At 41.4% G+C, this 21725-nt stretch carries 21 protein-coding genes and 1 tRNA gene; 16 read left to right on the top strand and 6 right to left on the bottom strand.

Translation table 11 applies throughout. The annotated features are described in order from the left end of the window. The first annotated feature begins 4 nt into the window (after positions 1–4). The 5 genes from FJX03_06345 to FJX03_06325 all read left to right on the top strand — a co-directional run bounded on the left by FJX03_06345 (position 5) and on the right by FJX03_06325 (position 7513). Positions 5–496 carry a copper chaperone PCu(A)C gene (locus FJX03_06345; protein MBM3633304.1) on the top strand — a complete coding sequence of 164 codons (492 nt, stop codon included), beginning with the start codon at positions 5–7 and terminating at the stop codon, positions 494–496. A gap of 223 nt (positions 497–719) precedes the next feature. Then, a complete protein-coding gene (locus tag FJX03_06340) occupies positions 720–1481 on the top strand; it encodes a hypothetical protein (GenBank protein ID MBM3633303.1) in 762 nt (253 codons plus the stop codon). 66 nt (positions 1482–1547) lie between these two features. Continuing rightward, on the top strand, positions 1548–2561 hold the full coding sequence (locus FJX03_06335; GenBank protein MBM3633302.1) for a hypothetical protein: 1014 nt from the start codon (positions 1548–1550) through the stop codon (positions 2559–2561). 141 nt (positions 2562–2702) lie between these two features. Beyond that, positions 2703–3503 carry a porin family protein gene (locus FJX03_06330; GenBank protein MBM3633301.1) on the top strand — a complete coding sequence of 267 codons (801 nt, stop codon included), beginning with the start codon at positions 2703–2705 and terminating at the stop codon, positions 3501–3503. Positions 3504–3913: 410 nt separating this feature from the next. Then, a complete protein-coding gene (locus tag FJX03_06325) occupies positions 3914–7513 on the top strand; it encodes a vitamin B12-dependent ribonucleotide reductase (protein MBM3633300.1) in 3600 nt (1199 codons plus the stop codon). A gap of 95 nt (positions 7514–7608) precedes the next feature. On the opposite strand, the gene FJX03_06320 is transcribed toward FJX03_06325, so the two are convergent. Then, positions 7609–8427, bottom strand: a complete 819-nt coding sequence (locus FJX03_06320) for a class I SAM-dependent methyltransferase (protein ID MBM3633299.1) — start codon at positions 8425–8427, stop codon at positions 7609–7611. 217 nt (positions 8428–8644) lie between these two features. Between FJX03_06320 and FJX03_06315 the strand changes: the two genes are divergently transcribed. Together FJX03_06315 and mlaD are read left to right on the top strand one after the other, a co-directional pair. Beyond that, on the top strand, positions 8645–9115 hold the full coding sequence (locus FJX03_06315) for a DNA starvation/stationary phase protection protein (GenBank protein MBM3633298.1): 471 nt from the start codon (positions 8645–8647) through the stop codon (positions 9113–9115). A gap of 26 nt (positions 9116–9141) precedes the next feature. Then, entirely contained in the window at positions 9142–9630 is a 489-nt protein-coding gene (gene mlaD / locus FJX03_06310; protein MBM3633297.1) for an outer membrane lipid asymmetry maintenance protein MlaD, read from the top strand. Positions 9631–9670: 40 nt separating this feature from the next. Here the strand turns inward: mlaD and FJX03_06305 are convergent, their stop codons facing one another. Then, positions 9671–10411 carry a putative folate metabolism gamma-glutamate ligase gene (locus FJX03_06305; protein ID MBM3633296.1) on the bottom strand — a complete coding sequence of 247 codons (741 nt, stop codon included), beginning with the start codon at positions 10409–10411 and terminating at the stop codon, positions 9671–9673. A 228-nt stretch (positions 10412–10639) separates the two neighbouring features. On the opposite strand from FJX03_06305, the gene rapZ reads away from it, so the two are divergent. The 3 genes from rapZ to FJX03_06290 are packed head-to-tail and all read left to right on the top strand — an operon-like array spanning position 10640 to position 12298. Next, the gene (gene rapZ / locus FJX03_06300; GenBank protein MBM3633295.1) at positions 10640–11521 is read left to right on the top strand and encodes an RNase adapter RapZ; all 882 of its coding nucleotides are present in this window, start codon (positions 10640–10642) and stop codon (positions 11519–11521) included. 32 nt (positions 11522–11553) lie between these two features. Next, entirely contained in the window at positions 11554–12000 is a 447-nt protein-coding gene (locus FJX03_06295; GenBank protein MBM3633294.1) for a PTS sugar transporter subunit IIA, read from the top strand. 13 nt (positions 12001–12013) lie between these two features. Continuing rightward, on the top strand, positions 12014–12298 hold the full coding sequence (locus tag FJX03_06290) for an HPr family phosphocarrier protein (GenBank protein ID MBM3633293.1): 285 nt from the start codon (positions 12014–12016) through the stop codon (positions 12296–12298). On the opposite strand, the gene FJX03_06285 is transcribed toward FJX03_06290, so the two are convergent. Next, positions 12285–13007 carry an N-acetylmuramoyl-L-alanine amidase gene (locus FJX03_06285; GenBank protein ID MBM3633292.1) on the bottom strand — a complete coding sequence of 241 codons (723 nt, stop codon included), beginning with the start codon at positions 13005–13007 and terminating at the stop codon, positions 12285–12287. The two genes, FJX03_06290 and FJX03_06285, sit on opposite strands and share 14 nt — an antisense overlap. A gap of 179 nt (positions 13008–13186) precedes the next feature. Between FJX03_06285 and FJX03_06280 the strand changes: the two genes are divergently transcribed. The 6 genes from FJX03_06280 to FJX03_06255 all read left to right on the top strand — a co-directional run bounded on the left by FJX03_06280 (position 13187) and on the right by FJX03_06255 (position 17850). Continuing rightward, the gene (locus tag FJX03_06280; protein MBM3633291.1) at positions 13187–13708 is read left to right on the top strand and encodes a hypothetical protein; all 522 of its coding nucleotides are present in this window, start codon (positions 13187–13189) and stop codon (positions 13706–13708) included. A gap of 31 nt (positions 13709–13739) precedes the next feature. Continuing rightward, positions 13740–14075 (top strand): 4a-hydroxytetrahydrobiopterin dehydratase, encoded by a 336-nt coding sequence (locus tag FJX03_06275; protein ID MBM3633290.1) that lies wholly within the window; start codon positions 13740–13742, stop codon positions 14073–14075. Between the two features lie 357 nt (positions 14076–14432). Next, on the top strand, positions 14433–15560 hold the full coding sequence (locus FJX03_06270) for a Fic family protein (GenBank protein ID MBM3633289.1): 1128 nt from the start codon (positions 14433–14435) through the stop codon (positions 15558–15560). Between the two features lie 65 nt (positions 15561–15625). Continuing rightward, positions 15626–15701, top strand: a tRNA-Ala gene (locus FJX03_06265). Then, complete coding sequence (locus tag FJX03_06260; protein ID MBM3633288.1) at positions 15662–16051, top strand: hypothetical protein; 390 nt, start codon at positions 15662–15664, stop codon at positions 16049–16051. The genes FJX03_06265 and FJX03_06260 overlap by 40 nt, the downstream gene beginning before the upstream one ends. Next, on the top strand, positions 16048–17850 hold the full coding sequence (locus FJX03_06255) for an ATP-binding cassette domain-containing protein (protein ID MBM3633287.1): 1803 nt from the start codon (positions 16048–16050) through the stop codon (positions 17848–17850). Before FJX03_06260 ends, FJX03_06255 begins: the two co-directional genes overlap by 4 nt. A gap of 22 nt (positions 17851–17872) precedes the next feature. On the opposite strand, the gene FJX03_06250 is transcribed toward FJX03_06255, so the two are convergent. The 3 genes from FJX03_06250 to recJ all read right to left on the bottom strand — a co-directional run bounded on the left by FJX03_06250 (position 17873) and on the right by recJ (position 21563). Beyond that, positions 17873–19003: a beta-lactamase family protein gene (locus tag FJX03_06250; GenBank protein MBM3633286.1), complete on the bottom strand. Its 1131-nt coding sequence runs from the start codon at positions 19001–19003 to the stop codon at positions 17873–17875. Positions 19004–19083: 80 nt separating this feature from the next. Next, entirely contained in the window at positions 19084–19755 is a 672-nt protein-coding gene (locus FJX03_06245; GenBank protein MBM3633285.1) for a hypothetical protein, read from the bottom strand. Beyond that, positions 19755–21563 (bottom strand): single-stranded-DNA-specific exonuclease RecJ, encoded by a 1809-nt coding sequence (recJ, locus tag FJX03_06240; protein ID MBM3633284.1) that lies wholly within the window; start codon positions 21561–21563, stop codon positions 19755–19757. The genes FJX03_06245 and recJ overlap by 1 nt, the downstream gene beginning before the upstream one ends. Positions 21564–21725: the final 162 nt, after the last annotated feature.

Here is a 21725-nt window from a genome sequence, read left to right as displayed (position 1 = left end):
TAATATGAGGATCAACCAACACTTAACAAACGGGATTATAAAAATGCTCTTAAAGAAAATATTAGGGATCAGTTTTTGCTTAGCCGGATTTTTCACCGCCGTGGCCTTAGCTTGCCCCCCCATTTCCATTGGGGATGTAACCCTTACGGGACATCGCTGGATTCGCCCCTCTAAAGGACCCAACACAGCGGCTTATCTTACCATGACAAACCAAGGGGGTGTACCTGACAAACTCATTAAAGTTGAGTGTGATTATGCAGAGACTGTCGAGTTGCATAATAATATTGAAGAAGGCGGCATTATAAAAATGCGCCCCGTGCCTGCCATTGATATTGGTAAAGACTCAGTTGAACTCAAACCCGGGGGTCTCCATATTATGCTTATGGGCTTAAAAGAGTCTTTCCAAGGTAAAGAAAAGATACCCATGACCCTCGTTTTTGATAAAGCAGGACGTGTTACTGTCAACTTCTCCGTAAAAGAGCCTGCAAAACCTTAAAATCAAGGTTGAGAGACTGTACAAATTGCTTATTCAATAAATTTTCTTTAAATATTAAGCAATTTTTTTATGAAGAATTTGAATAAGAGGATTTAAACCCTCTTGACATAATAAATTTATTACCGTAATTCTAGCCACAACCTAAGATAAAGTGAGTTACTCACTACAGGTCCTCTAATAAAAAAATTAATAATTAAAAATAGAAAAGATATGAGGAAAGATTATGTTATCAACCAAAACAACTAAGAAATTTAATTCACGTATTTCCTCATTCTCTAAACTCTTTACCGCAGTATCCCTGTGTTTGTTATTAATTGGTCTTTATTGTTCCTCTACTTGCGCTGTAGAGCGTGAACGGCTCATTAATACCTCAGAAGATGAACGTCAACCTTTGCTGAGCACACGCGAGATGGAAGAAGGTAAGCCACGGGTAAAATCAATTGCAACATTGCAAAGGGAAATCAATGCAACGCTAGCAGATGTTTCAATCCAAGACGACCTTGGACTTTCCCGCGTGGTGCCGATTGATGCAAAACCCGCAGAAGATGGAATGAACACTGTTATCCAGGCTCTTTTTTATTCAGATCCTGATTACCAAGGCGATATTAATGAACAACTGCAAGAAGCAGGAAAACTGCAAGCCACACCTGAATTAAATCAAGCATTTCTTTCACAACAAGCGGTTACTCAAGCGACAGAGGGCCCTTTATCTCAAGTTCTTGGAGGACTTGTCGGGCAAAATGCAGAGTTAATAAAGCAAAAAGCAGCCCTTATGCGACAAATTCAGTTGTACCAAACTCAAAAACTTGCTCGTGAGAAAATTTTACAAGAAACACTTCCCGTGTTAAGCAAAGCTCATGAGCGTGAAGCATCCCTGCGTAGTCTTAATACAAAATTTAAAATAGCTCTAGGAATATCAATACCACTTGCGCTAGCTACGGGTGCGGGAGCATTATATCTCTTTCTTCATTATTGGGGGAGGTAGTCGAAAAAATATTACATAATCGTCAAAAAATTAACAATAACACATTAATAAATAAGGAAAAAAAACATGAACAAAACAACAATTTACACCTTACTTTGCACAACAATTATGCTTCCCACAATCTCTTGTGCATCACAGCACGCTGAATTCACTACCCCTTCAAAAGGCCCTCTTAGCCAACTTCGACAGGAACAAAGCCAACCTGGAACTCCTATTAGCAATGAAGAAACCAGCCAGTTAAAGCATCTCAGAGCTCAGGGACCCGATACACCAACTATCGTACAGCAAGAAAAAGTTAAATTAGATCAGACTCCCTTAGATGATGGCAGCAAGCAAATATTCCTTCAAGCAGCTGTAGAAATTAGAAAAGCACAAAGAGAGAAAGATTTAGAGGCGGCATTAAAATCAATCAAAGAAACTGCCTCTAAAAAAAGAGTAGAAAGAGCAAACGAAGCCAACGATAGAACCTATGAACTTGAACATCAAAAACATCAACAAGAACTCGCAGCTTTAGAAGCAAAAGTGAAAATGGAAATATCAAATTATGAGGCTATAATATTTGATAATGGAAAGAAAATAGAAGAATTATCACAACAATTAGCAGCTGCATCAAAAAGTAAAGAAACAATCCTTGCTGAAAGAGTAGCTCTTGAGCAACAAGTTGCACAAGCACAACAAGTTAATACAATGTCTAAAGATGCTATGCAAAGCCTCTTGAATGCTCTTGCCGATAAAAAACAACAGTTAATTATTGTAGAGCAAAAAGAGCGCGCCGCAAGGGAAGCTTTAGAAGTCGCACAACATGAGCGTGACCAAGAGAGAAAGGCAAAAGAAGCTCTTGCGGAAGGAATTCGTAAGCTCAATGAAGCGAAAACTGACGTTCCAACTTCCACCGTTTCTGTGGAACCTGCAGCTCCAGCTTCAGTTGAAACAAAACCAGTGGCTTCAGTGGTTGCAACTGCGACTGTAAGCGCTCCCATAGCTTCTGCCAGTTCTACTGAGTCCAAACCAGCTGATGCTGTAGCACCAAAGAAACAACTGCCCAAAGCGAATTTCGCTTCCGGTGGGGATAAGAAATAGTATAAATAGTGAAGGAATTTAAAGCTTTTTACTCTTAAGTTCCTTAATAAGTAATCGAGGCCCCAGAAATTGAGTGAATTGACATTTTAATTTCTGGGGCCCTATATTGACCCAAAGAAAAATATGTAAGAAGTGCCCGAAATGAAAAAAATTATATACCCGATTTCTTTCCTTCTCATTCCGTGGGCAGTTTATAGTACACCCACTCTAGCACATTCCTCACAAAAATCTGCTGAAGCCACACCGTTTTCTCTTTTTAGTCAATGGCGGTTAGGATTTGGACTTGCTGCCGAGTATTTAAATGCTGATGCAAAAGTCAAAATTCGCCCCCTTGCAGGAACGGGTACTTTGAATAGTTTTGATAGTGATCAATCCCAAACGGTAAAGCATTTTCAAGTTGCCCCCAGTATCGAAATTGGAAAAACATTTTCAAAAGATTATTACGTCGGCCTGCTATTAAGTTGGCGGCATTCAGGAGCCAAAAGTCGCTCACGCTCCCCCATTCGGGAGATTTTTTTCTTTGAACATGAACTAACTTTACGGCATTACACGGATGTCTTATTAAAGGTGGGTTATCAATTTACCCCCCGTACTTTGGTCTATGGCCTTCTAGGACCCACCATAACAAAATGGTCCCACCAGTCTCGCCAAATTTCTGGCAATAGTACTGTTAATAAATTTCTTCTTAATAAAAATGATATTGGTGTTGGTCTCGGTTTCGGTATGGAATATCTTTTCAAGAAGAATTATGCATTAAGTATTGATTTTGTTCACCACATTCATCGACCCGCTTCAAAGAATCAGTATATTTCTTATTCCGTACCCGTCGGTGTTGGTCCTGGAGGACTTATTCCTGGGAACTTTGCCGGTAGTGTTAATAAAAAGATTGATCTTTCCTATTCAGCACTTGCGGTTCGCTTAACGACGTTTTTCTCACTATAAGAGATTTATTTCTTCATTGAAAAATGAACTTTTAACACCAAATATTTTTGGGAATACAGTTTCTCAAAAGAGATGGGCTACTTTAACGATAATTTTTAAGATTAATGAGATTTAATTCTAACGATAGAATGGTATCTAATTTTAAGTTGCTCCCTATTTTTTGATGTACTTAATTGTCTTTAAAAAATTTCCTATAATAATCAGTCGTTCAGGGAAATAGTTAATATAATTCGGCAGAAAACCTCACTTTTCTGCCCCTAAAAAAAAGTTTCCAGGGTTGACCGTTGATGCATGATTCAAAATAAAAAACAAGACTGTTTTTTACAGAGTCAATATGTTTCTTTAACACAAGATATTGTTGTCATATCGCAAAATTAAACTATATTTAGTAGCACAAAGGGGAAAATTTCATGAAAATTCAGCGTCTTTTCACAACGGCAGGCCAATCACCTTACGCATCGATTGCTTTTCGCCAAACCAGTAGTGAAATTCGCAACCCCGATGGCTCCATTGTTTTTCGCCAAGAAAACATTGAAGTCCCTGAGTCTTGGTCGCAAGTTGCCTCAGATGTTCTGGCGCAAAAATACTTTCGCAAAGCCGGCATCCCCCAAGAAACAGTGCCTGTAGAGGAGAACACGGTTCCCAGTTGGTTATGGCGTCATGCCCCAAAAGAAGGGACGACCTTTGGCAGCGAAGCATCCGCCCGTCAAGTTTTTGATCGCCTTGCCGGAACCTGGACTTATTGGGGTTGGAAAGGTGGGTATTTTGACGCAGAAGAAGATGCATTGGCTTTCTTTGATGAAATGCGTTACATGCTCTGCGCGCAAATGGCCGCTCCCAATTCTCCTCAATGGTTTAATACAGGCCTCCATTGGGCCTATGGTATTGATGGTCCGGCTCAAGGACATTTCTATGTGGACTATAAAACAGGAAAATTAGTTACATCCCAAACAGCTTATGAACACCCCCAGCCCCATGCCTGTTTTATTCAAAGCATTCGCGACGATCTCGTCAATGAAGGCGGTATCATGGATATATGGGTGCGGGAAGCTCGATTATTTAAGTATGGATCGGGTACTGGTTCCAATTTTTCCAATCTCCGGGGCAAGGGAGAGCCTCTTTCTGGCGGTGGGAAGTCTTCAGGTTTAATGAGTTTCTTGCGCATTGGAGATCGTGCAGCCGGCGCCATAAAATCAGGTGGGACAACAAGACGCGCAGCAAAAATGGTCATCGTGGACATTGACCACCCCGACGTGGAAGAGTTTGTTGATTGGAAAGTTCAAGAAGAACAAAAAGTTGCCGCTCTCGTTACCGGATCTAAACTCAATAAACTTCATGCTGACGCTGTCATGGCCGCTTGTCAAAGCCCTGAGATTGCCAAGGAAGATCGATTAGATCCCAAGAAAAATGCAGCTTTAAAAGAAGCCATTCGCGCAGCGCGTAAAGCAATGATCCCCGAAAACTACGTACAACGTGTGTTACAACTTGCCAGTCAAGGCCATACAAAAGTTAATTTTCCCGTTTTTGATAAGGATTGGGATTCAGAAGCCTATTTGACTGTTTCTGGTCAAAATTCAAACAATACAGTACGCGTCACCAACGAATTCTTAGATGCCGTTCTTAAAGACAAAGAATGGAACCTTAAACGCCGGACGGATGGCTCCACCCACAAAACGGTGCGTGCTCAAGATCTTTGGGATAAGATTGCTTTTGCCGCGTGGGCATCTGCTGACCCCGGTGTGCAATTCGACACGGTCGTTAATGAATGGCATACCTGCCCAGCAAGCGGTCGAATTAATGGGTCAAATCCTTGCTCGGAATATATGTTCCTTGATGACACAGCCTGCAACTTAGCGTCTCTCAACTTAGTTACATTTTGCAAAGACAAAACCTTCAATATTGAAGCGTACGAGCACGCCACCACATTATGGACTATGGCGCTTGAAATCTCTGTCATGATGGCTCAATTTCCGTCACGAGAAATTGCTCTGCGGTCATATGAATTCCGCACCCTCGGCCTTGGCTATGCCAACTTAGGGGGCCTCTTGATGGCTCTGGGTATCCCTTATGACAGCAAAGAAGGACGGGCTATTGCAGGGGCTTTGGCGGCCTCTCTTACCGGTATTTCCTATGCCACTTCTGCTAAAATGGCTAAAGAATTGGGAAGCTTCCCTGGATACGCGCCTAATCGATCTGCCATGCTTCGCGTCATGCGCAATCATCGTCTCGCAGCCTATGGAGAAGAAGGGGGATATGAAGGTCTCTCCATTCTACCTGTTCCTTTAAAATCGAAAGATTGTACCTTAGCTGGCCTCGCAGATTCTGCCAAAAAAGCATGGGATGAAGCCGTTAAGCTGGGAGAAAAATATGGCTATCGCAATGCGCAAACAACAGTGATTGCCCCCACAGGAACCATTGGCCTTGTTATGGATTGTGATACGACCGGCGTTGAGCCTGACTTTGCTATTGTCAAATTTAAAAAATTGGCCGGCGGTGGCTATTTTAAAATCATCAACCAAATGGTTGTAAGAGCCTTGACCGTTTTGGGATATACACCCGCACAAATGGATGACATCATCCGTTACGCAATCGGTCATGGAACGCTTGAAAATGCCCCCGGCATCAACTTTGAAATTCTTAAAGCCAAAGGATTTACGAATGAAATTTTGACTAAATTAACTGATGGATTAACCAGTGCTTTTGACATTAAATTTGCTTTTAATAAATATGCTCTGGGAGAAGATTTTTGCAAAACCACTTTGGGGTTCACAGATGAACAATTGAATGATTTTAACTTTGATATGCTCACAGCTCTTGGTTTCACAAAAGAACAAATTGATGAAGCCAATAACTTTTGCTGTGGAACAATGACTGTTGAAGGCGCCCCTCATTTGAAGAGCGAGCATCTTCCCGTTTTTGATTGCGCAAACCCGTGTGGAAAGTTAGGAAAGCGTTTCTTGTCCATTGATAGTCATATTCACATGATGGCTGCCGTGCAACCGTTTATCTCTGGTGCCATTTCAAAAACCATTAATATGCCTAACTCAGCATCCATTGAGGACTGTAAGAAAGCCTATTTAACTTCCTGGAAACTGTGTCTGAAAGCTAATGCTCTTTATCGGGATGGTTCAAAGCTTTCTCAGCCTCTCAACACCCTGTTGTTTGAAGATGAGAATCTAGAAGACCTAGCCTCAATGCCCAACTCCGAAAAAGCTCAAGTCGTTGCCGAACGCATCGTGGAACGTATTATTGAGAAAGCCAATCAGGCTTCTCAACGCACCAAATTGCCAAACCGTCGTAAAGGGTATACTCAAAAAGCTTCCGTTGGGGGCCACAAGATTTATTTGAGAACGGGCGACTATGAAGACGGATCTATTGGAGAAATTTTCATTGATATGCATAAAGAAGGCGCTTCCTTCCGATCTTTGATGCATAACTTTGCCATGGCCATTTCCATTGGCTTGCAATATGGCGTGCCTTTGGAAGAGTATGTCGAAGCCTTTACATTTACACGCTTTGATCCGTCCGGCATGGTTGAAGGCAACCAGACCATTAAAATGGCAACTTCTATTTTAGACTACATTTTCCGAGAACTTGCCATTACATACCTTGGACGACATGACTTAGCCCATGTTCAAATCGGCGACATGGATTTGCGCCCTGACACAATTGGCGAAACAACAAGTTATCCTGTAGCCTTGGCTGAAGAAACCTCTGTTGCAGCCTCTCAAGATACGGTTATGGAACGGGGTCAAGAAATTGCCGACAACCGACCCAACAATCTTTATGTGCTCCCCCTTCGAAATGAGGAAGCAACAACCTTAGCCGCAACAGGAACAGACGGTTTTGCTGTGGGAAATCGCAAAACCACATCCATCGATAGTGCGCGGCGAGCTCGTTTGCAAGGCTATGAAGGAGATGCTTGTGGCGACTGCGGCAATTTTACCATGGTACGGAATGGAACATGCCTCAAGTGCAATACCTGCGGGGCAACCAGTGGGTGTTCTTAGAGGTTGAATGGGTGTTATTTCCTCTTTTCCATTAGGGAAAGAGGAAATGAAAATAGTAATATATTCCTTTAAAATAAGGAGAATATAGAAAAACGCTAATCTAACTTTTGTTGAAAAATATATTCATTGCAACCAATTCCCCCTGCACATGTCTTCAAGAAAAGAAGTGAGAATTTTTTCCCCTTAAAAAACTCGAAAACCTCTTCAGGCTTTGCCACTTCAAAGGGGTAACCACCAACCCAATCTATTAAATCATAGTAAGCAGACATTCCCCGCCTATTTTGAGCGTAACTAAGCCATGTTTTGAAGGGATTTCCTGACTTCAAGAAGTCCTTTGCAAATGTGCATGTCCATTGTCGGAAAAGTGTATAAATCGTTAGCAGAAATCGAACCACAATTCCAGATTCGTTATAGGTTTTTTTAATCCATGTCCACCGACGACTCCCACCTCCTTGATCATTATAAATTGAAATAAAGAGATATCCATCTGGCTTAACCATTGACGTTACATTTTCAAAGGCTTGCATCATGTTACCTGTATGATGCAATACTCCCCAAGAATACAAAATATCAAACTGGCCTAATAATTCTAAATAACTCTTATCCAAAACGGATCCTTGCTCTACAATCCAATTGACATCTTTAGGATAGAATTTATCTTTTAAAGACTGAGTACAAGCCACAGATTGCAAATCATAATCAAAAGAATGAACGTAGGCTCCTAAGCGCCTTGCCGCCAGGCTAAACAACCCGCTACCAGATCCAACATCCAAAAATCGCAATCCGGCAAGATCAGTACGATTCATAGCTTTTTTTAATGAATTTTCGGCTTCCTGAATTCTATTTTCGTCCAATAAAGTTAAGTATGAAGACCAATTTTTTCCAAATCCAAATCTGACTTCTTTGTCAACCATATGCACTCTCCCGAACAATTTTCAAATTATGCTAGAATATACGCTAAGGTTTTTCCAACATGCCACACAAAAAAATAGGGAAGCCCCAGATTATGAAATCTGTTTTCACAATTTAATGAAAATAATAGATAATTCTTTCTTTAACCCCTTGTTAATTCCTCATTTTGTATGCTAAGTAAAACAGCTAACTTGCGCCTTTTGGCCTGGAGATAGTCAAATGATCATGGATATAGGGTTGCAAAAGAAAGATAGAAAAGTTATCACAGAAGCATTAAGGCGTGTTCTTGCAGATACCTTCATTCTTTATGCAAAAACCCATAGTTTTCATTGGAATGTAACAGGTCCTAACTTTTACACTCTTCATAATTTTTTTAAAGAGTTGTATGAAGACCTGATTGAAGGGGGCGACACCCTTGCAGAACGGATTCGGATATTAGGCTACTGGGCACCCAGTTCCTTTTCTGAATTTTCAGGTCTTTCTGCAGTAAAAGAGGAAACACATCATATTTATGATGCTGCAGATATGTTGCGACAGTTGGCGCTAGATAATGAGCTGATGGTACGTCGCTTAAAAGAAGTATTTGATATTGCTGAAACTAACAATGATAGCGTCACCGCTGACATGATAACCATGAGAATGGACATCCATTCAAAAGCAGCGTGGATGCTACGAAGTCACTTAGAATAATCTATAACAAAGTAAGGACATAACTAATGAAAGCAAATATGATTGAAGCCGTCATGGGAGCTATTGTTTTAATCATTGCCACATTTTTTTTAGTTTTTGCCTACACATCGAGCAAGGGGGGCGTTTATACAGGTTACCCGCTGATTGCAAAATTTGATCGTATTGATGGCCTAGCCGTCGGAAATGATGTTCGTATCAGCGGTGTAAAAGTGGGGAGTATAACCAGTGTCACCATCGATCCCAAAACATTCTTAGCAAGGGTAGTGATGACTGTTCAAAATGGCTTAGCTCTCCCAACCGATTCGGCTGCAGAAATAATGAGTGAAAGTATGATGGGGGGAAAGTATATTGCCCTCGTCCCTGGTGGGTCGAATAAGACCTTAAAACCTAATGAAAGAATAACCTATACCCAGTCCTCTGTAAGTTTGGAATCGCTTTTAGGAAAGTACTTATTTTCTAGTAAAGATAATAAATCTCCTGGTCCTTCCTCTCCTGAAAATTCAACGAAGAAATAAGGATGAGGAAAGCTTTGTGCTGACCCATCCTTTTCAATCCTTATAATTTTCGAATCCATTCCACACTTTTTAACAGGGGAGCATAAATATCCTCCTCAAGAGAAATTTGAATCATTTTCTCCTCTTGCTCAAAGGGAGGGCGGTCTAAAAACTGGACTTTCGGTACATCTTTAATCAAAGCTATCGGTGTTTGCTCTGCTCCTTCTCCCATCATAAAAACTGCTGCCGTAGCCAAGGCATCCAAAATATTGATTTGAGTTACTTGAAGAGGCACATTAAAAATATCTGGCTTGCCAATATAGCTATATAATGGCTCAAAGCCACACCACCCTAATGCAATACCTGTAACCCCTTTACGAAGGGGTGTTGTGTGACTGTCTGTAATAATAACACCCAAATGAGTAACATCATGTTTCTCGCGCAAATGCTCCCATATTAGTCTTGCAGTTTCTTGGCAATTATGAGGGTAGAGTATATACATACCATCTCCATTCGATTCATCAATACCCGCAGAAGGAATCAATATATTATTTTTGATGGTGAGATGAGCATTATATAAACTTTGATTTTCTTTTAGGTAAGCATCCGCTTCGCGTGCAATAAGTGTATATTTGCTTTGTACAGAATTTTTTGGTACAACTCGTCCCTGACTTAGGCTGACAATTTTTGAGGTTATGGCAACAATGTTTTTTGAGTTAAGAGAGGGCATATACTGATCCAAAATTGCAATAAGCGACTCGCCGAATTCAATTGCATGTGTTTTTATCGTATTAATTTTCATTGGTTTTTTTGTTACTTAATGCCGTCGAATTTATTCTGCATATGGTCAGGCAATCTCACATATGAGGCTGAGGAAGTCAATAGATTGGGTTGATTATTGCCTATCTGTGAAGGGGAACCTTCTCGAAAATTTACGTGCACCAACTCTTATAATTGGGTATACTTACGTAGAATCTACATAGTCCATGTCCGTATAATGTGTTCGCAAGATCTTTAAAGGCATAGACCAATGTCAATAAAATCATCCACCCCACAAACAATAATCCTTGTAACAGGTATGTCGGGAGCTGGGCGTTCAACCGCCCTTAAAGTGTTGGAAGATTTAGGATATAAAGCTATTGATAATCTTCCTTTAAATTTACTGCCTCAGTTATGCGATCAAATGATCTCATGGACTTGGCAAAATCCCTTAGCCATCGGCATTGATACCCGATCCTATGGTTTTGATTTAACACCTTTTCAGGATTTATTCCAATCTCTCTCCGCCACCGCCAATGTTACATTCCGCCTTTTGTACCTTGATTGCGATGATGATGTTCTGCTGCGCCGTTTTACAGAAACACGGCGACGTCATCCTATAGGAGAGTTTTCTCTCCCCGATGCAATCACCCAAGAACGGCAACTAATTGACCCGCTAAAATCTTTGGCAGATTTGGTCATTGATACCTCACAACTCTCTATGCCCACTTTTGGTCAAATGCTGCGCCAACACTTCAGTTTGGAAGAGCCCCTTAAGCTCTTAATCCGTATGATTTCTTTTTCTTATCGACGGGGACTCCCCCGAGAAGCTGATATGGTATTTGATGCCCGTTTTTTGTCTAATCCTTATTATGAAAAACCCATTCGGGCCTTAACAGGAAAGGATGTAGAAGTGGGTAAATTTTTGACCCAAGACGCAAATTGGCAATCCGTATATGAAGCCTTGCAAGCCATTATTCTGCATTCTTTAAAAGGATTTCGTTTAACAGGGCGCAGTTATCTCACAATTGCCTGTGGCTGTACAGGCGGGCAGCATCGATCTGTTTTTTTAGCAGAACAAATATCAAAATGGCTTCACAATGCAGGTGAAAGAGTTATTATTGAACATCGGGACTTACCCAGCCATATTTGAAAGGGTTGTATAAAAATGAAAGGACAGAAAAGATGATTGGTCTAGTGATTGTCACCCACGGTCAGCTTGCAAAATCATTTGCAGAAGCCATTGAGCATGTTGTGGGACCCAGGGAAAATATTCGAGCAATTTGCATTTATCCCACTGAAAACACGGATAAATATCGAGAAAATATTTTAAAGGCCGTTGAAGAAGTTGATAGGGGTAAGGGTGTCATATTGCTCACAGATCTTTTTGGGGGAACCCCGTCCAATTTAGCGATTTCAGCCCTCGGGTTGAAGTCCATTGATGTGATTGCGGGAATAAACTTACCCATGCTTGTTCGTCTAGCACGACTTCCTGAGGAAACATCTTTAAAAGACGCTGTCGCTGAAGGATTAGAAGCCGGTCGTAAATATATTCATGCAGCTTCAACTTTACTTGAAGGCAACGTAATGGCCCCCGTAACGGCCGACCAAATTATGCAAGGAAATGGATAATTTAAGATCAATCATGAGTGTTTCTTCTCAATCCGTTAAGATTATCAATCAACTTGGCCTTCATGCGCGGGCTGCAGGTAAATTGATGAATACGGCAATGCAATTTAAGGCCGCCATTACCGTAGAAAAGGACACTCAAGTTGCCTGCGGGGATTCCGTAATGGAATTGCTCTTGCTCACAGCAAGTAAGGGGGATGTTGTAACCATTAAAGCAACGGGGCCTGAAGCGAATGCTGCCTTAAGTGCGGTTATAAATTTAATCGAAAATGGTTTTGGCGAAAACCTTACCGAGTCATAATATCATGGGGAACCAGCCCTTTTATAACCTGTAACATTAAGTTCGTGGGATGCCCTGTTACTTCATAGGGTGTGAAATGTTGCTGAAAGGCCCGACAAACTTTTTGAGAATCCTCATCCCATTCCCCGGTTTGAGGGCAAAAATAACCAATTTTAAGCAAGGCTCCCTGAACTTCGCTTATTGTCATCTGTGGGAATTGTTCCTCTGTTGCAGTTGGTAAAGGAACCTGCCCAAATCCCCTTTTCCCGAGAAGAGCCCATGGAAACATAGCCCCTGGATCCCTTTTTCTCAAAGGAGCAATATCAGAATGTCCCAAGATACTTTTCGGGGATATCCCATACTCCGTTGTCAATTCTGTTAATAATTCTAATAGGGTTATTATCTGAGCTTCGGGAAAGGGTTCCGGCCCAAATGTATGGCCAAGATTATCAAGTTCAATGCCTAGAGAGTAGCTATTAATATCTTGACGCCCTTGCCAAGAACTTTCCCCTGCATGCCATGCCCGGTAGACAGGATCCACAAGCTGGTAGAGAGTTCCCTCCTTGCTAATCAGAAAATGTGAACTTACCTTTGCTTCCGGGTCACACAACCGATCGAGAGCACTTTGTGCTGATGTCATATCTGTATAGTGAAGAATAATCATATCTACCAAAGCCCCTGCAGGGCGAGATTCAAAATTCGGAGACGGATAATGAATTCTTGTCAACATTTTGGCCACGTTCGAAGATTCTTATGCTTTAAATACGATACCTTATTGGATCTACTATCCAAGATCTATGCTTCAAAAACAATTGAAAATTAGGGATCAAAAGATCCTCTAGACAGAAGCAAAGATGATGAGACAATATGAGAACAATCATTTAAAAGACCTTTCGGAGAAATATGAAGATGACAATTCTATCTATCATCAACAGTTGCATCGCTGTTTTATTTTTCATTTCTTTGCCGGCTTTCGCAAACGAACAAGTCCAGGAAGAAAAATCCCCATCTGACTTTGCAATCCAAGCCAAAATAGTGATTCCCGACAAACCCGCTCATTATACCCTCTCTGAGATGATCCCCATTTTTCATCCCATATTAGAACAAACAACCGTATTAAAAATTTTTGATGAGTGTTTTGAAGTTCTGTTCCCCCCCCACAAAGACTCTCTACCCCATCATCCCCCCAAAACTGTTACAGGATCATGGCGGTGTTTATGGGGGAAATTAATGGCAGCAAATACCCACACCCAAGCTGAAGACGTCATTGATTTACAAAAGAAAGCCATCTACCAACTTATGTTTCTTCATCGTGAGCTCTTTCGACGGGCGAATTCTTCTCTTGTAGATACTATTGATCAATATGAAGCTTGCGAATTATGTGTAACGGAAGCGACTAAGGATGAAACCCATGGTAACGACTCTTATTAATAGATTTTAAGTCAACAAGGAAATACCCCCTATGGACTCGACTCCCCTCGCTCATAAAACTTGCATTCCTTGTCAGGCTAACTTCCCTCCTATGGCTGCGGAATTGACCCAAAAATATCTCAGTGAACTGGGGGCAGATTGGCAATTTAATTCTCGAGGGCACCTTTACAAGCCATTTAAATTTAAAAATTTTGTGGGGACCATGGATTTTGCCCAGAAAATCGCTGATTTGGCCGAAAAAGAAGGCCACCATCCTGATCTCACCATTTCATGGGGCTTATGTACCGTGGAAGTCTGGACCCACAAAATTCAAGGACTCTCAGAAAGCGACTTTATTTTAGCCGCAAAAATCGAAGCAATCTGCTAATGCAAACTATTGCTCCCCCTCAATTCCTATTTTGAGAAAAAGAGCAATTCGATTTTTTTAACTGATACCTTCCCCTCACAATCTTTCCGCTTGACTCTTATATTCTCTTTTTTCCTAGAACATTTAATAACTTTAAGGATGTATTTTTTCATAAAATTCATGACAATATTTTTAAAAATGAACACAATTTTTCATCTGAATACATCAAAATCCATTATTTCAATTCGAGATTTTAACTCGAAATATGGATTCAAAATCGACATTCTTATTTCAAGTTATCCTTCTAAGTTGAAATAAGACGCGGGATTTGGTATCCTTATTTCAGCTTAAGGCTCCAAGTTGAAATAAGGAAAGAACATGCAAGAGCGAATTTCAGGGAAATATGAAAGTTTAGGAAATTTAAATCATTTTATTCCCTTTCCCTTACCACCTAACAACCCTTCCTTTCAAATGGACCACAACCTGATTGAACTCTATGGCAAAGCCATGCATCAACTCGGGCATTTAAATGAAATGACACGACGAATCCCTAATATTCAACGGTTTATTAAAGCATATATTACAAAAGAAGCACTTTTATCTTCGGAAATTGAGGGCATTCAAACTACCCTCATAGATGTTTTTTCTGAACAATCCTCTGAGGTGCGCCCTAATAAAGAAGCTCAACTTGTTCTAAATTATACAAAGTCTCTAGAAGTTGCCCTTGATCTCATTCAAAACCAAGATATGCCTCTTGTATCGCGTGTCATACTCGCTGCTCATCAAACATTAATGGAAGGCGGTGACGGGGATAGAGCGGCACCCGGGTCTTATCGCCTACAAAGTGTTCGCGTAGGCGACCATGTGCCCCCCACAGCACCGCATATTCCCGCTCTAATGAAAGATCTGGAAACCTATATCAATGCAGATACAACAACTCTTCCCCTCCTAAAAGCCGGTTTTGCTCATGTCCAATTTGAAACCATTCACCCTTTTCTCGATGGCAACGGCCGTATTGGACGACTTCTCATTGTGTTAATGCTTCTAAAAGAAGGATTGCTAAGTGAGGCAATTATCTACCCCTCTTACGCATTTAAAAAACATCAACTGGAATATTACGTAGCCCTTGATAATGTCAGATCTAAGGGTGATTTTGAGGGTTGGATTCGCTTTTACCTTCAATCCCTTATTGAAAGTGCGGAAGATGCTTGGGCACGAGCGAAGGATATCGAACTCTTAGAAAAGAATTTAACAAAGAAAATTGTAGATAGTTCTTTATTTGTTAAAACCCGCGAAGATGCACTCCATATGCTTTCATTGCTGTTTCAATATCCGGTCATCAGCATCACAGAAGCATCTCAACATTTAGGAAAAAGCTATAATAGTGTCGGCGCACTGATGGATAAATTTGGTGAACTGCGCATCCTCATACCTGGATCCGACCAAAAGCGGAATCGAACCTATCTATTTAAATCCTACCTTGATGTTTTAGAACAAATTTATTAGAAAAAATGCGATCTCCGCTTGAAAAATATTAGAAAGGGAGCTATTGATAGGTCTGATGATGAAGTGGGGCCATAGCTCAGCTGGGAGAGCGCTACGATGGCATTGTAGAGGTCAGGAGTTCGATCCTCCTTGGCTCCACCAAATTTGAAAATTTATCGATTATTTGTGTAACCACATATACAACACCAAAGGATAAATTATTTTTGTCTCCTCTTGTAGTAGAAGCCTACAAAACTCTGAACAGTCTGTTTGAACAGCTTGAAAAAGCTGGATTTGAAGGAGATTGCGATGGACACTCCCTGGCTTTCGATTTGCCCGATGGGCGCCCTTACCTCCTTAACTACCATGGCGTTGCCCAAGAAATTTGGTTAGCATCTCCTGTTTCTGGGGCGCATCACTTTCGGCTGCAAAACGGACTATGGATTTCCACACGAGGGACGGAAAATCTCATCTCTTTACTCGAAACGGAATTGGCCGTTACTCTTTCATGACCCAACTCACCTCCCCAGATACTGTATCTGAGAAAAACCTACAAAAACTAAAGGATATTCTTGCCTTTACGAAACCTTACCGTGCTCCCATCATCCTAGCGATCCTCTCCTTAACATTAGCCGCTGTGATGGTTTTAAGTTTGGGTTGGGGGTTGAGAAACTTAATTGATTATGGTTTCAGCCAAGGAGATGCAAACGCCCTGGATTATACACTTCTGATGATGGGCCTCGCGGTCCTTCTTTTATCCATCGCAAGCTTTGGGAGAAGTTATTATATTGGTTGGGTTGGGGAACGTGTCATGACAGACTTACGCATACGCGTCTTTAATCATTTACTATCTTTAGATATTGGTTTTTTTGAGTTGATTCGCCCAGGAGAATTGGTATCTCGCATTACAGCCGATACAACGCTAATTCAAGTAGTTCTTGGAGGATCTGCCGCCGCTGCATTACGGAACTTCTTACTATTGATGGGGGGGCTCATTATGATGCTTGCCACTTCTCTAAAACTCACCCTTCTCACACTCATCATTGTTCCTTTTGTGCTTATTCCCATACTCATATACGGTAAGCAAGTTCGGCAACTTTCCAAAAAAACGCAAGATCGCATTGCCGACGTTTCTGGATTCTTAGAAGAAACAATGAGTGGAATTCGGACCACCCAAGCTTTTCAACACGAGGACCATGATAAGGCCGAATTCAAAGACCAGGCTGATCGCGCATTCCAAGTTTCTATAAAGCGCATTCATTTGCGTTCCCTCCTAGCTTGCCTAGTCATGACTTTAGTTTTTGGTGGCGTCAGTCTTGTTCTCTGGAATGGAGGAAGGGATGTCATTGCCGGTAACCTCGAGGCAGGTCACCTATCCGCATTTATTTTTTATGCCATTGTCGTTGCCTCTTCTGCAGGGTCATTTTCAGAAATCTTTGCCGATCTTCAGCGCGCCATGGGAGCCCTTGATCGCTTGCGTGAACTGCTTGCAACAAGTCCAACATTGAAGACAACATCCTTTGTAACACATCGCAAATTACCTATTCCGTCTAGCGGCGTTGTGGCTCTACACAATATCTGCTTCTCCTACCCCAACAACCCAGAGAAACCCATTTTAAATAATATAACTTTATCAGCAGCACCGGGAGAAAAAATCGCCATTGTTGGTCCTTCAGGTGCTGGAAAAAGTACTCTTCTATCCCTTCTCTTACGCTTTTATTCCCCTCAATCCGGCTCCCTATATTTGGACGGGATTGATGTCCGCGACGTCGACGTTCAAGAGGTCCGCGCCCGCATGGGATTGGTTCCTCAAGATCCTATGATTTTCTCCCAATCCCTTTATCAAAACATTCTTTATGGTCGACCAAATGCGAGTGAGACCGAAGTCTGGAAAGCAGCAGAATTAGCCTATTTGCTTGATGTCATTGAAGATTTGCCCCAAGGGATACATACGCTCCTGGGAACGAAAGGAGTTCGCTTGTCAGGGGGACAACGGCAACGTGTCGCCATAGCTCGGGCAATTTTGCGCAATCCCTCCATTCTCCTTCTGGATGAAGCCACCAGCGCTCTCGATTCTCAAAGTGAGATCTTAGTTCAAAAGGGTCTTAATCATCTCATGACGACACGGACTACAATTGTAATTGCTCATCGGTTAGCAACCGTATTAAAAGCTGATCGGATTATCGTAATGGATCGTGGCAATATAGATGCTGTGGGAACCCATGCGGAGCTCATGTGTGAAGATGGTCTTTATCGCCGGCTCGCTCGAATGCAATATTCTGAAACCACCAACATACGCTCTATGGGATGAGGCTTTTCAGACCCTTTTTTGATTATGACTCTGCAACAGCAAGCTCAGACAAAATTTGAACATGACGACGAATTTCACGCAAAGGATCTACCCTCTGATCCGACCAAGTCACATTCGAAAGATAAGCAACAGTCACTTCTTTTGCAGGCAGATAAAGCAATTCTGTGCGAAAACCACTCCCAATACCCCCATGCCGATAAAAGATTGTCTTAAGAATTGGATTATAAGCGCAAGCAATTCCATAGCCATACCAAAGATCTAATTTTTTAGTAACTTTCGCCATCGATGGGGGATGAATTATACGCACATGGGGGGTCAACATCTTCTGAAGTCCCTCTTGACCTATAACTTTGCCCTTGTATAAAGAAAGATTCCAAAGATGCAAATCCCGGGCCGTTGAAATTAATGACCCATCCGGCAATGTCTGACAAGGAAATGAACTAAAGGGAAAAGCATTCCCAATAACTGATAACTCATCTGGCATTTTAGGAGATATTAAATATCCATAAGCAAAATCCTGATGACTCGAGATAAAACCGGATGAATTCGCTTTATGATGAAGACGAATACTCATGGTATTTTTTAAACCGAGCGGTTCTAAAATTAGAGCATCCATCAAATCATCATAAGATTGACCTGTCGCCTGTTCCATAATTTCTCCCAAGAGAATATATCCCGAATTCGAATATTCATAGAGTGTTCCGGGCTCAAACAACAGGTCTTGTTTTGCGATAATGTCAATAATATCTCTTTTGGTATGGGCGCTTTTTGATAAATCGACAAAGTGGGATAAGGTCATATAATCAGGAATGCCTGCACAATGTGCTAACAACTGATGACTATTAATTTCATTCGCCCAAGAGGGTTTATTATTTTTCCATCCCTCATAAGAAGAGTCGAGATAAGTAGAAATGGGTGTAAACAGATCCAACACATTTTCCTCAACAAGTTTGAGAATCAGTGCAGCTGTCATCTGCTTTGTCACGGAACCTATTTTAAATATTGTGGAAGGGGTAAGGGGCTTCTTGAGCTCAATATTTCCATAGCCAAAACTTCTTTCCAATAGAACTTCTGAACCCTTGGCAACAAAAATATTGGCTTGCAACTTATTATTTAGAGCAATTTTATTAATATAATTATCTAAACGAGTCATGCAACACTCTTAACCATTGCTGTGATAGGATTAAGGTTTAATTTTTTTTATAAAGGTAAAGGAATTAATTTTTTCTAAAATTAGGGAATTTTTTCAGGAGAATCTTGGTTTTTTTTATTTTTAACAATCCTAGGGAATAGTTGCCAAAAAAAAGAAAAGCTAATAAGTCCAAGCCAAACTTTTCCCACGTGTGCAAATATTCCTGTTCGCAGAATGACACCTAAAATCATAAACCCAGTTATGGGAATGAGGATAAAGCCTATTTGATGAGGAGCATGACGAATTGCGGAAAGAGATGATACTTTAGCAAACGCGAAAAGGCTCGCCACACCAAAGAGAAGCGCACATCCTACATCTGTAAAATTGTGGTAGCCCTCGTGAATCAGTCCGAAACCAACTCCGCCAATAATAAGCGGAAGAATGATACGCAAATAGGTGTGAGAATACATCTGTAATAAAAGTCCATAACAAACTGTTGTAACTTGCATATGGCCACTGGGAAATGCATATCCTTGTATGCCAAGGGCCGGGTTAAGCGGCACAAGAAAAATAGATTTTAAAAACCCATTAAAAATCATCGTAAAAAGAACCAAAACAATAACATTTCCCCAATCAACAGACCCTCTTTTGAAAGGGAAATTGAGTAAAAAATTCCCCTTAGTGAAAAATCCCATTAGAAGAAGGGGAACAAGGACGACACCATGACTAAAAAGCAAAAAACCTTTGGCCAGAAGGGATAAAGATGTTTCCATCACATTTCCATAAGGTCATCGATATAGACGACAGTCTCATTTCTGCCCCCCCACGTGTCTAGACGCAACGTTCCCACAATATGCTTCAGCTGATTTTTCGCTGTCAACAGTGCTTTGCCCAAGGGTTGTTGAGCAACGCGAAAAGCAATCGCCTTTTGACGGGCACCATCTTCACTTAAAAGCGTACAGCGCACGTGGTCATTGCCAAAAATTTCTGCATAGGCAATGCGCACATTATGTATCATAAACTTTGGCGTTGGATTCCCCGCCCCAAAGGGCTCTAAACAACTTAAACTTTGCAGCAAATCCGTTGTTATCCCCTTTAAAGTAATGGAAACATCAATCTCAAGAGTTGGCAAAATATTCTTCATATCCGCACTGAGACGTTGAAGCAAAAATGCATAAAATTCATTATAAAGAGCACGAGTAACTGTAAAACCCGCAGCCATCGCGTGACCGCCTCCATGCACCAAAAGGCCGCAATGTGTCGCCGCATGCATAGCTGTACCAAGATCAATTCCTGATACTGACCGTCCCGAACCCTTACCCATATCATCGGTAAAACTAATGACGCAAGAAGGGCGAGCGTATCGTTCCTTTAAACGACTTGCAACGATACCAATTACACCGGGATGCCACCCCTCACCTTTGACCAAGAGAATCGGTTTGCTGAGAAGATCGGTGGACTCGACCAAATTGATCGCCTCCTCTAGGACAGTGGCTTCAATTTGTTGTCGTTCCCGGTTCAACATATCCAAACGTTGGGCCATAGTGCGGGCTTGTGCCTCATCGTGTGTAGACAACAAGTGCGCCCCTAGTGTTGCCTGGCCAACTCGTCCGCCCGCATTCACGCGGGGACCAAGAAGAAATCCTAAATGATAGGCTGTTGGAGCTTCCTTTAATCCAGCCACGTCTGCTAATGCTGTTAATCCTATATTTTGACGCCATTTGGCAACTTTTAATCCTTGAGAAACAAAGGCTCGATTTAGACCTGTCAAGGGCATGACGTCACAAACCGTACCCAAGGCTACCAGATCAAGCAGTTGCATTAAGTCTGGCTCAGTTTTGCCTTCAAACCAATTTTGTTCCCGTAAAGCCCTTTGTAAAGCCACAAGAAAGATAAATGACAAACCAGCAGCACAAAGATGCTTCAAAGGAGATTCTTGATCTAAACGATTGGGGTTAATAAGCGCATAAGCTTCTGGAAGAGCGGGTTGTGCTGAGTGATGATCAATCACAATGACGTCAAGACCCAAAGTTTTCGCGTAAGCTAACGGCTCGAAAGCTGTTGTTCCACAATCAACCATGAGAACAACAGGATATCCTTCATTCTTTAACGTATGCATAGCCTCATTATTTGGCCCATAACCCTCATCAATTCGATCGGGAATATAAATACGTATTGACTGACCCAATAGGGAAAAATAACGGTGAAGCAAGGCACAAGATGTTCCTCCATCCACATCATAATCCCCAAAAACAGCAATTTTTTCATTATTTTTTAGGGCTTGAATTACTCTATCTATGGCACAATCCATATCTTTTAGGTGAGATGGGTTTGGCATAAGATTACGTAATGTCGGCTCCAAAAAAGACTCTACGTTTTCTAAGAAGATCCCTCGGCTTGAAAGCAACTGCCCCACTGTTGCCGAAAGGCCATGCCGTTGGGTAATGACGAGAGCTTGACGATCATCACACGGGCGAAATTGCCAAATTTTCCCCGAAACAGAGTATTTTGAATTAAATAACGACTCAAAACCAGACGGGATGTCATGCGACTTCTGTGTGACGGAATTAAGGGCATTCATATTATCTATCCCTACGACTTAGATGGTTATCTTCAGTACCACATTGAAGGCAGTGTCCGCAATGCACACTTCAAATTTTGAAGTTAAAAATAAATAAGTTTTTAGGAAGAATTAACGCTTTATTCATAATATTTATAGATAATTATTCTATAGGTTTATAAC

It is taken from the genome of Alphaproteobacteria bacterium, assembly GCA_016870095.1.
Taxonomy (GTDB): Bacteria; Pseudomonadota; Alphaproteobacteria; order Paracaedibacterales; family VGCI01; genus VGCI01.
The sequence above is the reverse complement of the archived record's forward strand: the minus strand, read 5'-3'. Positions and strand labels throughout refer to the sequence as shown.